This is a genomic window from Acidibrevibacterium sp. (genome assembly GCF_049965395.1).
GTDB lineage: Bacteria > Pseudomonadota > Alphaproteobacteria > Acetobacterales > Acetobacteraceae > Acidibrevibacterium > Acidibrevibacterium fodinaquatile.
On the sequence record NZ_JBMFWJ010000014.1, the window covers coordinates 1 to 13,431 of the forward strand.

At 69.0% G+C, this 13,431-nt stretch carries 11 protein-coding genes; all 11 read left to right on the forward strand.

Features of this window, described 5'->3' with window-relative positions:
- Positions 1 to 161: JAB domain-containing protein (locus ACP5M5_RS06275; protein WP_427936300.1), on the forward strand; the 161-nt coding region annotated here is incomplete at its 5' end.
- Between the two features lie 91 nt (positions 162 to 252).
- Positions 253 to 1,653, forward strand: coding sequence for a glutamate--tRNA ligase (gltX, locus tag ACP5M5_RS06280; RefSeq protein WP_427936236.1), 1,401 nt, complete (start codon positions 253 to 255; stop codon positions 1,651 to 1,653).
- Positions 1,654 to 1,744: 91 nt separating this feature from the next.
- Positions 1,745 to 2,281, forward strand: a complete 537-nt coding sequence (locus tag ACP5M5_RS06285; RefSeq protein ID WP_427936238.1) for a hypothetical protein — start codon at positions 1,745 to 1,747, stop codon at positions 2,279 to 2,281.
- Between the two features lie 8 nt (positions 2,282 to 2,289).
- Positions 2,290 to 3,231, forward strand: coding sequence for an aspartate carbamoyltransferase catalytic subunit (locus ACP5M5_RS06290; RefSeq protein ID WP_427936240.1), 942 nt, complete (start codon positions 2,290 to 2,292; stop codon positions 3,229 to 3,231).
- Positions 3,224 to 4,510 carry a dihydroorotase gene (locus tag ACP5M5_RS06295; RefSeq protein WP_427936241.1) on the forward strand — a complete coding sequence of 429 codons (1,287 nt, stop codon included), beginning with the start codon at positions 3,224 to 3,226 and terminating at the stop codon, positions 4,508 to 4,510. Before ACP5M5_RS06290 ends, ACP5M5_RS06295 begins: the two co-directional genes overlap by 8 nt.
- A complete protein-coding gene (gene plsY / locus ACP5M5_RS06300; RefSeq protein ID WP_427936242.1) occupies positions 4,507 to 5,109 on the forward strand; it encodes a glycerol-3-phosphate 1-O-acyltransferase PlsY in 603 nt (200 codons plus the stop codon). Before ACP5M5_RS06295 ends, plsY begins: the two co-directional genes overlap by 4 nt.
- 13 nt (positions 5,110 to 5,122) lie before the next feature.
- Positions 5,123 to 6,265, forward strand: a complete 1,143-nt coding sequence (dprA, locus tag ACP5M5_RS06305) for a DNA-processing protein DprA (protein WP_427936243.1) — start codon at positions 5,123 to 5,125, stop codon at positions 6,263 to 6,265.
- 31 nt (positions 6,266 to 6,296) lie between these two features.
- The gene (topA, locus tag ACP5M5_RS06310; RefSeq protein WP_427936245.1) at positions 6,297 to 9,002 is read left to right on the forward strand and encodes a type I DNA topoisomerase; all 2,706 of its coding nucleotides are present in this window, start codon (positions 6,297 to 6,299) and stop codon (positions 9,000 to 9,002) included.
- Between the two features lie 2 nt (positions 9,003 to 9,004).
- Positions 9,005 to 11,218: a ribonuclease R family protein gene (locus ACP5M5_RS06315; RefSeq protein WP_427936246.1), complete on the forward strand. Its 2,214-nt coding sequence runs from the start codon at positions 9,005 to 9,007 to the stop codon at positions 11,216 to 11,218.
- On the forward strand, positions 11,215 to 12,744 hold the full coding sequence (locus ACP5M5_RS06320; protein WP_427936247.1) for a S41 family peptidase: 1,530 nt from the start codon (positions 11,215 to 11,217) through the stop codon (positions 12,742 to 12,744). Before ACP5M5_RS06315 ends, ACP5M5_RS06320 begins: the two co-directional genes overlap by 4 nt.
- An 11-nt stretch (positions 12,745 to 12,755) precedes the next feature.
- Positions 12,756 to 13,382, forward strand: a complete 627-nt coding sequence (locus ACP5M5_RS06325) for an FMN-binding negative transcriptional regulator (RefSeq protein WP_427936248.1) — start codon at positions 12,756 to 12,758, stop codon at positions 13,380 to 13,382.
- The last annotated feature ends 49 nt before the right edge of the window (positions 13,383 to 13,431 follow it).

A 13,431-nucleotide genomic window follows, 5' to 3' on the forward strand; every position in this document is an offset into this window, starting at 1 on the left:
TCCATAACCATCCGAGCGGCGACCCAACGCCCTCGCCCGAGGATGTGGAGATGACCAACGACGTGCGCGAGGCGGCGCGGGTTCTCTCGCTCACGCTGCACGACCACGTCATCGTCGGCAATGGTCGATGGATCAGTTTGCGGCGCGAAGGGCTGCTCTAATCGGCCCTTGCCGATCCCCGCGCGCCCGCGCGCCGCGTTTTCTCGGGCGAGGTCGCTTTAACCCGCGGCGATCCTGGTCTAGAAGCGCGCCATGACCGTCCGCACCCGCTTCGCGCCCAGTCCCACCGGGCTTTTGCATATCGGCGGCGCCCGCACCGCGCTGTTCAATTATCTCTTCAGCCGCCACCATGGCGGGCAATTCCTGCTGCGCATCGAGGATACCGATCGCGCCCGCAGCACCGATCAGGCGGTCCAGGTCATTCTCGATGGGCTTGCCTGGCTTGGACTAACCCCCGATGAGCCGCCGCTGTTCCAATCGACGCGCGCCGCGCGCCATGCCGAGGTCGCGCACGCCCTGCTCGCGGCCGGGCGCGCCTATCGCTGCTATGCCAGCGCCGAGGAACTGCGCGTGATGCGCGAGCAGGCGCTGAAAGAAGGCCGCCCGCCGCGTTATGACGGGCGCTGGCGCGACCGCGACCCGGCCGAGGCGCCGGCGGATGTCGCGCCCGCCATCCGCCTCAAAGCCCCGCGCGACGGCGAGACCGTGGTCGAGGATCTCGTGCAGGGCTCCGTGCGGGTCGCCAATGCCGAACTCGACGACATGATCATCCTGCGCAGCGATGGCACGCCAACCTATCTCCACGCCGTCGTCGTCGATGATCACGACATGGCGATCACTCATGTCATCCGTGGCGATGACCATCTCACCAACACTTTTCGGCAAGTCCAGATCTATCAGGCGATGGGCTGGGAGATGCCGCGCTTTGCCCATATCCCGCTGATCCACGGAGCGGATGGGGCGAAGCTTTCCAAGCGCCACGGCGCGGTCAGCGTGCTGGAATTCCGCGAACAAGGGTTCCTCCCGGAGGCCGTGTGCAATTATCTGTTGCGGCTCGGCTGGGGGCATGGCGACGCCGAAATCCTCTCGCGGGAAGAGGCGATCCGGCTATTTGATCTCGACGGCGTCGGGCGCGGCGCGGCGCGCATGGATTATGCCAAGCTCACCCATCTCAACGCCGTCTGGCTGCGTGCCGGCGATGACGCGCGGCTCGCCGAGGACGTGATGGCGCGGCTTGCCGGCCAATCCGGCCTCGTTCTCGACGCGGCGGCGCGGGCGCGCATCCTGGCTTTGATGCCGGCACTCAAGGAACGCGCCCGCACCCTCGTCGAACTCGCCGAGAGCGCGGCGTTTCTCGCGCGCCCGCCGCCGCTGCCGATGAACGAGAAGGCGCAGGCGTTGCTTGACGCCCCCGGCGCGCGGGCGATGCTCGGCGAGGTGGCGCAAACGCTCGCCGCCGCCGCCTTCACGCCGGCGGCGCTGCATGACGCCCTTCGCGGTTTCGCCGAAGCGCACGGAAAAAAGCTCGGCGAGGTGGCGCAGCCGCTCCGCGCCGCCCTCACCGGCGCGACCACTAGCCCGCCGATCGACGCGACGCTTGCGGCGCTGGGGCGCGAGGAGACGCTGGCTCGCCTCACGGCCGCCCTCGGATGAAAGCGCGCGCGATGATTTCCCTCGCCTTCCCGTTGCGGTTATGATCGACGCACCGATGTGAGAGAGGATGGCATGTTTAAGAGAGGAAGCCATGGTGACGCGTCTTCGCAAATTTTCCGCGCTCAGCGCGCTCGCCGCCGCGCTCGTCCTTACGGGCTGCCAAATGCCGCCGCCGCGGCAGCCAGGGACGCCGATCGTTCATCTCGGTCTCATGCCCCTCGATCCAGCCCCCTGTCTCGGTGCTCTGCATAGCATCAGCAACGCGCCGATCCTGCGTGACGCCAAGCTCGCGGCGACCAATGGCACCGCCAAGCTCACCGGCTGTATCCTGAACCCGGGACCGCTCGATTATCGCGCCATCATTGTCGAGATCAGCTTTTTCGACAGCGAAGGCCATCTTTTGAGTTCGCTGACCCGCGACAGCGTCGATCTCCCGGCCTATGCCGCCGCCCCGGCCAAAGCCGCTGGGCCGCCGCGCTGGCTGATCCCGATCGATGTCGAGGCTGATCCCAACGCCGTTCAGGCGGAAGTCGTGGTGCACGCCCTGGTCTGCGCCGGGCTTGGCGTGCGCGGGTGCACCGAGGAGCACGATACCGCGGTCGTCGCGGTCTCGGCGGCCAGAACCTGATCGCCTCCTTGGGCGAGCCGCCGCGCCATCTGCTGACGATCGAGGGGCTGGCGCCGCCGGCGATCGCGCATCTCCTCGATCTCGCCGAGAGCTATGTGCTGCTCAACCGCTCCGGCCGCACCGAGCGCGACATGCTGCGCGGGCGGACCTTGATCAATCTCTTTTTCGAGGACAGCACCCGCACGCGCACCAGTTTCGAACTTGCCGGCAAGCGCCTCGGCGCCGATGTCATCAATATGTCGGTCGCGGCGTCTTCGGTGAACAAAGGCGAGACGCTGCTCGACACCGCGGCGACGCTGAATGCCATGCAGTGCGACCTCCTGGTGGTCCGCCATGCGCAGTCGGGCGCGCCGAGCCTTCTCGCCCAGAAAGTGGACGCAGCGGTGATCAATGCCGGCGACGGCACCCATGAGCACCCGACCCAGGCGCTGCTCGATGCCCTCACCATCCGCCGCCATAAGGGGGATTTTGCCGGGCTCGTCGTCGCCATTTGCGGTGACGTCGCGCATTCCCGGGTCGCGCGCTCGAATATCCATCTCCTGGTCACCGTCGGCGCGACGGTGCGGGTGGTCGGCCCGCCGACGCTGATCCCGGCGGCGATCGCGGGGCTCGGGGTCACCGTCTTCCATGACATGAAGGCCGGGCTCGCCGGGGCGGATGTGGTGATGATGCTGCGGCTCCAGAAAGAGCGCATGGCGCGCGGCCTGGTGCCGAGCGCGCGCGAATATTTCCGCTTCTGGGGGCTCGATGCCGAGAAGTTCGCCCATGCCAAGCCCGATGCCTTGGTCATGCATCCCGGGCCGATGAATCGCGGCGTCGAGATCGACAGCGCCCTCGCCGACGATCCCGCTCATAGCGTCATTCGCGAGCAGGTCGAGATGGGGGTCGCGGTGCGCATGGCGGTGCTCGACACGCTTGCGCGCAGCCGGGCCTTGTCGCGCAATGTCTGAAACGCACCCCGATCTCTTGTTTCGTAATGTCCGCCTGGTCGATCCCGCGAGCGGGCGCGATGGCGCCGGCGCGCTTCTGGTGCGGGGCGGCGTCATCGCCGATATCGCCGAGACTCTCGCGACGAGCGGCGGGGCGGAGATCATCGATGGCGGCGGCGCGGTGCTCTGCCCCGGTCTCGTCGATATGCGCGCCGCCCTTGGCGAGCCTGGCTTTGAATATCGCGAAACCATCGCCTCCGCCGCCGCCGCCGCCTCGGCCGGCGGCATCACCACGCTTGCCGTTCTTCCCGATAGCGACCCGGCGATCGACGATCCGGCCCTGGTCCATTTTCTGAGAGCGCGCGGCGAAGCGACCGGGCGCCTCACCATCCTCCCCTATGGCGCGGTGACGCGCGGCTGCCGGGGCGAGGAGCTGGCCGAACTCGGTCTTTTGCGTGAGGCCGGGGCGGTCGCGTTCAGTGACGGCGCGCGCACGATCCACCCGGCGCGGCTGATGCGGCTTGCGCTCGCTTATGCCCGTGGCTTCGGCGCGCGCATCGTCCAGCATCCCGAGGAGCCATCGCTCGCCGCTGGCGGTGCCGCAACCGAGGGCGAACTCGCAACCCGGCTCGGCCTACCCGCGATTCCCGCCTGCGCCGAGGCGATCCAGGTCGCGCGCGATCTCCGCCTTGCCGAACTCACCGGCGGGATGGTGCATTTCTCGCGGCTTTCGACCGCCGAGGCGCTGGCGCTGGTGCGCGCGGCGAAAGCGCGCGGGATTGCCGTCACCTGCGATACCGCGCCGCCCTATTTCGCCTTGAATGAGCTTGCGATCGGTGATTTTCGCACTTACGCCAAGCTCTCGCCGCCGCTCCGCGCCGAGGCCGACCGGCAAGCCGTCGCCGCGGCATTGGCTGACGGCACCATCGACGCCGTGGTTTCCGACCATCAGCCGCGTGATGCCGATGACAAGCGCCTGCCCTTCGCCGAAGCGGCGCCGGGCGGCGCCGGGCTTGCGACGCTGCTTGCGGTGACGCTCGCGGAATATCATGGCGGGCGCCTCACCCTGTCGCGGGTCATCGAATTGCTCACCATCGCGCCTGCGCGGCTGCTGGGGGTTGCGGCCGGGCGGCTCGAAAAGGGGCTGGCCGCCGATCTCTGTCTCTTTGCCCCCGAGCGCGCCTTTCGCGTCACCGCCGGCGCCCTGCCCGGCAAGGCGCAGAATACGCCGTTTGACGGCCGCGCGCTGGAAGGAAGAGTGCTCGGCACCTGGAAAGCCGGGCGGCGCGTGTTCGGATGAGCTTTTTCGCGGTTTGGGGCGCGATCGCCCTCGGCTATCTCCTCGGTGCGATCCCGTTCGGATTGCTGCTCACCCGGCTCGCCGGCCTCGGCGACATCCGTGCCATCGGTTCGGGCAATATCGGTGCGACCAACGTGCTGCGCACCGGCCGGCGCGGCCTTGCCGCGGCGACGCTGCTGCTCGATGCCGCCAAGGGTGCGGCTGCGGTGCTGCTGGTGTGCGGGTGGCTCGCGCCGGGCGTTCCGACGGTGATGTGGCTCGCGGCACTTGCCGCGGTGATCGGCCATGTCTTCCCGCTATGGCTCCGGTTTCGCGGCGGCAAGGGGGTGGCAACCGCCCTCGGCGTGTTGCTCGCCGCGTGTTGGCCGGCGGGCGTGCTCGCATGCCTGATCTGGCTGCTCGTCGCCGTGATCGGCCGCCGCTCCTCGCTCGCCGCCCTGATCGCCGTGGCCGCGAGTCCGCTTCTCGTCTTCATCTTCGCCGGCCCCGTCGCGCTGGCGCCGACCCTCGCCATCGCCGCCCTGATCGTCTGGCGCCATCGCGCCAATATCGCCCGCCTGCGCGCCGGCACCGAGCCGCGGATCGGCGCCAAGTCATGAGTGTTGTTCGCCCATGATGCCGGCGGACGCGCTGGAGCGGCTGCGCCTTGCCCGCAGCGAAGGGGTCGGGCCGATCGCCTATCGCCGGCTGATTCGCCGCTATGGGGATGCTGGCGCGGCGCTTGCGGCCCTGCCGGCCTTGGCCCGCGCGGGCGGGCGCGCCGTGCCGCCACGCATTCCCTCAGCCCGCGCCGCCGCGCGCGAGATCGAGGCGGTCGCGGCGCGCGGCGGGCGGCATCTGTTTCTCGACACCGACGCCTATCCGCCGCTCCTCGCAGCCCTCGAGGACGCACCGCCCGTGCTCGCCTTCGAAGGCGACATCGATCTCTTGGCGCGCCCCGCGATCGCCATCGTCGGCGCCCGCAATGCCTCGCTCAACGGCCGCCGGATCGCCGCCGAGCTTGCCGAGGCGCTGGCCGGGGCCGGCTATGTCGTGGTCTCGGGCCTTGCGCGCGGGATCGATGCGGCGGCGCATGAGGGGGCGCTCCGCGCCGGCACCAGCTTCGCCGCGATCGCCGGCGGCCTCGATCGCCCCTATCCGCCGGAGAACGCGGCGCTCCAGGCACGCCTCGCTGCTGCTGGCGGTGTCTTTGCCGAAGCGCCGCTCGGCACCGCGCCGCAGGCACGGCATTTCCCGCGCCGCAACCGCATCATCGCCGGCCTCGCGCTCGGCTGCGTGGTTGTGGAGGCGGCGCTGCGTTCGGGCAGCCTGATCACCGCCCGCCTCGCCGCCGAGGCCGGGCGCGAGGTTTTCGCCGTCCCCGGCTCGCCGCGCGATCCGCGCTGTCTCGGGAGCAATCACCTGCTTCGCCAAGGCGCGCATTTGACCGAAACGCTCGCCGACATCCTCGACAATCTTCCCGCTCGCGGCGAGGCGGGCGAGGGCCGCCGTTTTCGCGAGACGCTGACGCCGATCGCGCCCGCCGCCGCGGCCGCGGCGCCCGATCCTGAGCCGATGGCGGTCGATGACGATGGCCGCGCCGCGCTGCTTTCGCTACTCGGCCCTGCGCCGGTCGCGGTTGACGAGCTTCTGCGCTATTGTCACTTGTCCCCCGCCGCCGTGATGGCGGCGCTTTTGGAGTTGGAAATCGCCGGGCGGGTGGAAACCCTCCCTGGCAACCGTGTCGCATTGATCGCAGGATCCGCGGTGTCTTGATCCCACGCCTGCCTTACTGAGCTGGAAATCCATGTCCGACGTCGTCGTTGTCGAATCCCCGGCCAAAGCCAAGACTATCAACAAATATCTCGGCGGCGGTTACACCGTCCTCGCGAGCCTCGGCCATGTCCGCGATCTCCCGCCCAAAGACGGCAGTGTGCGGCCCGAGCAGGATTTCGCCATGGATTGGGAGGCCGACGGACGGGGCGAGAAGCAGATCGCCGCCATCGCCGCGGCGCTGAAAGGGGCGCGCCGGCTCTATCTCGCAACCGACCCGGATCGCGAGGGGGAGGCGATTTCTTGGCATGTCCGCGCCATGCTGGAGGCGCGGCGGGCGCTCAAGGGCGTCGAAGTCTATCGCATCAGTTTCAATGAAATCACCAAAAATGCCATCCGCACCGCGATGGCGCATCCGCGCGATCTCGACCAATCGCTGATCGAGGCCTATCTCGCGCGCCGGGCGCTCGATTACCTGGTCGGCTTCACCCTGTCGCCGGTCTTGTGGCGGAAATTGCCGGGAAGCCGGAGCGCCGGGCGCGTGCAGTCGGTCGCACTCCGCCTGATCTGCGAGCGCGAGGCCGAGATCGAGACCTTCCGGGCCCGCGAATATTGGACGGTGGAGGCAGATTTCACGACGCCGCGTGACGATCCCTTCACCGCCCGCCTCACCCATCTCGATGGCAAGCGGCTCGATCCGTTCGATCTCGCCGACGAGCGCGCGGCGCTGGCGGCGAAAGCGGCGGTCGCCAAAGGCGGGTTCAGCATCACCGCGGTCGAGAAAAAGCGCGTCAAGCGCCATCCGCCGCCGCCCTTCACCACCTCGACACTCCAGCAGGAAGCGAGCCGCAAGCTCGGCTTCGGCGCGCAGCAGACCATGCGTCTCGCGCAACAGCTCTATGAGGGGGTGGACATTGGCGGCGAGGCGGTCGGCCTGATCACCTATATGCGCACCGACGGCGTGCAAATGGCGGCCGAGGCGATCGCCGCGATCCGCGACCATGTCCGCGCCGCTTTCGGTGCCGATTACGTGCCGGCGCGGCCGCGCGAATACCAGACCAAGGCCAAGAACGCCCAGGAAGCGCATGAGGCGATCCGCCCGACCGACATCACGCTCACCCCCGAGCGCGCAGCCCCCCATCTCTCGCCCGAGCAGCGCCGGCTCTACGAGCTGATTTGGAAGCGTGCGGCGGCGGCCCAGATGCAATCGGCCGAACTCGATCAGGTCAGCGTCGAGATCGCCGCCGGCGGGACGCGGCTCCGCGCCACCGGCTCGACCCTCGCCTTCGATGGCTTCCTGAAACTCTATCGCGAGGATCAGGACGAGGCCGAGGGCGAGGAGGAAGGCCGCCTTCTGCCGGCAATGGCGGAGGGTGAGCGGCCGGCGCTCGGCGAGGTCCGCGCCGATCAGCATTTCACCCAGCCGCCGCCGCGTTATTCCGAGGCGTCGTTGGTCAAGAAGATGGAGGAACTCGGCATCGGCCGCCCCTCCACCTACGCCTCCATCCTTTCGGTGTTGCAGGAGCGCGCCTATGTGCGGCTCGAAAAGCGTCGCTTCATTCCCGAGGATCGTGGCCGGCTGGTGACCGCGTTTCTGGTCAGCTTTTTCAACCGCTATGTCGATACCGGCTTCACCGCCGCCCTCGAGGAGCAGCTCGACGACGTCTCTGGCGGCAGGGTGGGCTGGCGGGAAGTCATGCGCGCCTTCTGGGACGCGTTTTCCGCTGCCGTCGAGGAGACGCGGGATCTCAAGGTCTCGGACGTCATCGAGGCGCTGGATCGTGATCTCGGGCCGCATTTTTTTCCGCCACGCGCCGATGGCAGCGATCCGCGGCTCTGTCCCGCGTGCGGCAGCGGCCGGCTGGGCCTGCGCCTCGGCCGGCATGGCAGCTTCATCGGCTGCTCGAACTATCCCGAATGCCGCTATACCCGCAAACTCGCGATCGAAGGCGGCGAAGGCGATGCGGAGACGCTGCGTGAAGGCATGCGTCTTCTCGGCCAGCATCCCGAGACCGGAGAAGACATCACCGTCCGCCGCGGCCCTTATGGGCTTTACGTCCAGCAGGGCGAGGCGCCCGATGATCCAAAGTCGAAGGCGCGGCCGAAGCGCGCCTCGCTGCCGCGCGGCATGAATGGCGAGGAGATTACGCTGGCGCAGGCGCTCGGCCTGCTTTCGCTGCCGCGCCAGATCGGGCTGCACCCCGAAACCGGCGAACCGATCGCGGCCGGGCTCGGCCGTTTCGGCCCCTACATCCGCATGGGCGGCGTCTATGCCTCGCTCGACCGCGATGACGACGTGCTTTCGGTCGGGCTCAACCGTGCCGTCGATCTTCTGGCGCGGAAACTCGCGAGCGTGCGCAATCTCGGCCCGCATCCCAAGGATTCGGCGCCGATCACGGTGCGTAAGGGCCGGTTCGGGCCCTATGTCCAGCATGGTCAGATGGTCGCCAATCTGCCGCGCGGCATGGCATTGGAGGAGGTGACGGCGGAACAGGCGGTCGCTTTGCTCGCCGAGAAGGGCAAGGTTTTGCGCCCGCGCGGCAAGGCGGCGGCGAAAGCGAACGGCAAAGGCGCGTCCTCGGCGCGGGCGAAGGCGGCCAAGCCCGCGGCGCCGAAGGCGGCGGCAAAATCGGCGAAGGTGCCGGCGCGCAAACCCGCCGCAGCCAAGGCAAAGCCAGGGACACGGCCGGCGAAAGCCAAAGCCGTGCCGGCCGCGAAACCACGCAAGGCTGCGCCCTGACCGTGGCACGGCGCGGCGGCTTTCTGCCCGACTTGGCGGAACTCCGCCGCTTTCTCGCCGATCAGCCCGGTCGCCTCGGCAAGCGCGAGATCAGCCGCGCCTTCGGCCTCGGCCCCGAACATCGCGCCGGGTTGCGCGATCTCCTGCGCGCGCTCGCCGAGGGGGGCCAAATCGCCCCCGCCGGCGCCCGCCGCGATCGCGCGCCGGGGCGTCTGCCCGAGATTCTGCCGGTCGAGGTCATTAGCCTCGATCGCGACGGCGAAGCAGTGGCGCGGCCGCTCGACTGGACCGCAGACGGGCCGGCGCCGGCGATCCTGATGGCGCCCGAGCCGCGCGGACGGCCGGCGCTGGCGCTTGGCGCGCGGGTGCTGGCGCGGCTCCGCCCGATCGCCCATGGCCGCTACGAGGGGCGCACGATCAAGCGGCTCAGCGACCGCCAGGGTCGTATCCTCGGCGTGTTTCGCGCAAGCGTGGCGGCCTCGCCGCATCCCGATGCCGGGCGGATCGTGCCCGCGGATCGCCGCGCGCGGGCGGAATGGCGCGTGCCGCCGGGCGAGACTGGCGGCGCCGAGCCGGGCGAAATCGTCGAGGCGATCCCGCTGCCAACACTCGGTTATGGGCTGAAGCCGGCGCGCGTCATCGCCCGGCTCGGCCGCGAGGGCGAAGCACGCGCGGTGAGCTTGCTTGCGATTGCCGCGCACGACATTCCAGTCGATTTTTCAGAGGCGGCGCTCGCCGAGGCGGCGCGCGCCGGCGCCGTTCCGCTCGGCGCGCGCGAAGATCTGCGCGCGATCCCCTTGATCACCATCGATGGCGCGGACGCCCGCGATTTCGACGATGCAGTGTTCGCCGAGCCGATGGTCGGCGGCGGTTTTCGCCTGATCGTCGCGATCGCCGATGTCGCGCATTATGTGCGCCCCGGCTCGGCGCTCGATCAGGCGGCGCGGCTACGCGGCAACAGCGTCTATTTTCCCGATCGCGTGGTGCCGATGCTGCCCGAGGCGCTGTCTGCCGGCTGGTGCAGCCTGCGCCCGGGTGAGCCGCGCGGTTGTCTTTTCGTCGAGATGCGGATTGCCGCCAATGGCGAGAGGCTGAGCCATCGCTTCGGCCGCGGTCTGATGCAAAGCCATGCGCGACTGACCTATGACGAGGTCGAGGATGCGCATGAATCCGGCCAGATGGCGAGCCTTCTCGACCCGCTCTATGGCGCCTTTCGGGCATTGCAGGCGCAGCGGATGGCGCGCGGCGCTCTCGATCTCGATCTCCCCGAGCAAGTGGTGACGCTGGACGCGGCCGGGCGGATCGCGTCCATTCGGCCGCGCCTGCGCCGCGACAGCCATCGCCTGATCGAGGAATTCATGGTGCTCGCCAATGTCGCCGCCGCCGAGACGCTGGAGGCGCGGCGCGTGCCCTGCCTCTTTCGCGTCCACGCGCCGCCGGCGCCAGAGAAACTCGTGGCCTTACGTGACATGCTGGCGGGTTTCGGGATCAGCCTCGCGCCCGGCGACCGGCTGCATCCGCGCGATCTCGGCGCCGTGCTCGATCGCATCACGGGCCGGCCGGAGGCGCCGCTGGTCAACGAGACCATGCTCCGCAGCCTCTCGCAGGCCGCCTACAGCCCGGAAAATATCGGCCATTTCGGCCTCGCGCTGGCCCGCTACGCGCATTTCACCAGCCCGATTCGCCGCTATGCCGATCTTCTCGTCCATCGCGCTTTGATCCACGCCCTTCACCTCGGCCCGGATGGGCTGCAACCCGATGAGGTCGCCAGCCTCGAGGATGTCGCATCGCACATCACCGCAACCGAGCGCCGCGCCGCCGCCGCCGAGCGGGCGGCGATCGAGCGCTATCTCGCGGCCTTCCTCGCCGATCGCATCGGCGAAAATTTCGCCGCCCGCATTTCCGGCGTGACGCGCGCGGTTTTATTCGTCACATTGTTGGAAACGGGTGCCAGCGGAATCGTTCCGCTCTCGTCTCTGCCTGATGATGAATGGATGTTCGACTTCGGATCGCAAATGCTGTCAGGGCGTCGGCGCCGGATCAGCTATCGGCTCGCCCAGGCGGTCACGGTGCGGCTTATCGAAGCCAATCCGCTCACCGGCGGCATGATATTCCACATCCTCGATGAGACGTCCGGCACACCCGCCACGCGCCAGAGGCCGGCCGGCAAGCGGGCGGCGAAGACGAAGCGGCTGTCGTCGTCGCGGCGAACGTGAAAACGGCGCGTTTTTTGCTCCTGCTGCTGTTTGCCTGGCCGGCCCAGGCGCAAAATGTCGCCGGGGCGGCGTTCCCGACGCCGCTCGCGGGACAGGTCTTCGCCGCCGCCTATGCCTTCATGGCGCCGCGCACGCTCGAGCCAGTGCCGATCCCGCGCCTTGCGCTCTGGCTGTTGCGTGGGCTCGCGGTGATGGATCCCTCGCTTTCGGTCACACTGCAGGACGGACAAGTGGAACTCCGGGTCGGCGGGGAGGTGCGGCTTGCGCGCGCCGCCCCGGCCGCCGAGGACGCCGCAGGGTGGGGAGAGATCACCGCCGCGGTCGCCGCAAGTGGCTGGGAGGCCTCGGCACTGGTCCGCCGCGGCGGCATGCAAGGGCTCATCCGCGGCCTGTTCGATGAGTTGTTCACCCATCTCGATCCCTATTCGCGCTATTCGCCGCCCGGCGAGATCGAAATCGACCGCCAAGGCCGGCGTAGTGACGGCGGCGTCGGGCTGATCCTCGATCAGCGCGACGGCGGCATCACCGTTGCCGCGGTGCTCGCAGGAACCCCGGCCGCGCGCGCCGGCATCCAACCCGGCGCGGTTGTTCTCGCGCTCGATCACGAGCCGGTCGGGCATGCCGACGCCATCGCCGTCGCCGCGATGCTGACCGGGCCGAGCGCCAGCCATGTCCGGGTAACGTTACGCACGCGGGAGGGGCGGCGCGAGACTTTCGATCTCGTGCGCGCCCCGGTCACGGCGCAGACCGTCTTCGTCAGCGCCTTGGCCGATGACATCGCCATGCTTCGCCTGACCGGATTTCAGCGTGGCACCGACCAACAGGTGGACGCGGCGCTGAACGGTGTTTTTTCAGGGCGCGTGCGGCCGCGTGGCATCGTCCTCGATTTGCGCGGCAATCGCGGCGGCCTGTTGCAGCAATCGGTGAGCGTCGTCGGCTCCCTGCTGGGCGCCGGACTGATCGCCACCACCGCCGGGCGCGATCCGATGGCGAACCGGGTGCTCGCCGCCGATGCCGAGCCGCACGCCGATGACGTTCCGGTAGCCGTGCTGGTCGATGGCCGCACCGCCAGCGCCGCAGAGATCACCGCCGCGGCCTTGGCCGATAATCGCCGTGCCGTCGTGCTCGGCAGCGCGACGCTTGGCAAAGGCCTGATTCAGACGGTGACGACGCTGCCCGATGGTGGCGAATTATACGTAACCTGGAGCCGTGTTCTGGCGCCGCTCGGCTGGCCGATCCAGGATCTCGGCCTGTTGCCGCAGATCTGCACCAGCCTCGGCGCCACGCTGCTGGCGCAGGAATGGGAGGATCTCGATGCCGGCAAGCGGCCTCTGGCGACAGCGCTCGCCGCCCATCGCACCGCGCGGGCGCCGGTGCCGCCGGACATCGTTCTCGAGATTCGCGGCGCCTGCCCGGCAGCGCTCGGCACCGATGCCGATCTCGAGGCGGCGCATTATCTGCTGACCCATCCGGTAGCCTACGCCAACGCCTTGCTGCCACCGCAATTCCTGCCCGCGACGCCCTGAGGGAGGGACGCATGTATAATCCGCCGGCATTTCGCGAAGATCGTCTGGAGGTCTTGCAGGCTATGATGCGGGCGGCGCCGCTCGCCAATCTGATCATCGCCGCCGGCGATGGGTTCGAGGCGAGCCCCCTCCCCTTGCTGCTCGACCCGGAGCCGGCGCCGCTCGGCACGCTTTCGGGCCATATCGCCCGCGGCAATCCCCTGGCACGCGGCGACGGGGCGATGGCGCTCGCCATTTTCATGGGAACGGATGCCTATATCTCGCCCTCGTTTTATCCGAGCAAGCGCGAAACCGGGCGGGTGGTGCCGACCTGGAACTACGTTACCATCCATGCTGAGGGACGGCTTTACTTTTTTGACGAGCCGGCCCGGCTCCTCACCCTGGTCAAGCGATTGACCGAACGCCACGAGAGCGGGCGGGCCACGCCCTGGGCAGTCGAGGACGCGCCGGCGGATTTCATTGCCGCCCAGCTCAAGGGCATCGTTGGCTTCACGCTGACCCTGACGCGGCTCGAAGGCAAATGGAAAATGAGCCAGAACCGCACACAAGCCGATCGCGCCGGGGTCGTCGCCGGTCTCAGGGACTCGGGCCGCACGGATGTCGCGGCGCTGATCGATGGCGCGCCGGCCGAACGCTAACGCCAATCCTGCATCAGCGTCGGCGATCGCTTTGGCGAGCGGTTCGGCG

Coding starts and splice junctions, on each gene's coding strand:
- gltX (WP_427936236.1), top strand. CDS start 253: ATGACCGTCCGCACCCGCTTCGCGCCCAGTCCCACCGGGCTTTTGCAT.
- ACP5M5_RS06285 (WP_427936238.1), top strand. CDS start 1,745: ATGGTGACGCGTCTTCGCAAATTTTCCGCGCTCAGCGCGCTCGCCGCC.
- ACP5M5_RS06295 (WP_427936241.1), top strand. CDS start 3,224: ATGTCTGAAACGCACCCCGATCTCTTGTTTCGTAATGTCCGCCTGGTC.
- plsY (WP_427936242.1), top strand. CDS start 4,507: ATGAGCTTTTTCGCGGTTTGGGGCGCGATCGCCCTCGGCTATCTCCTC.
- dprA (WP_427936243.1), top strand. CDS start 5,123: ATGATGCCGGCGGACGCGCTGGAGCGGCTGCGCCTTGCCCGCAGCGAA.
- topA (WP_427936245.1), top strand. CDS start 6,297: ATGTCCGACGTCGTCGTTGTCGAATCCCCGGCCAAAGCCAAGACTATC.
- ACP5M5_RS06325 (WP_427936248.1), top strand. CDS start 12,756: ATGTATAATCCGCCGGCATTTCGCGAAGATCGTCTGGAGGTCTTGCAG.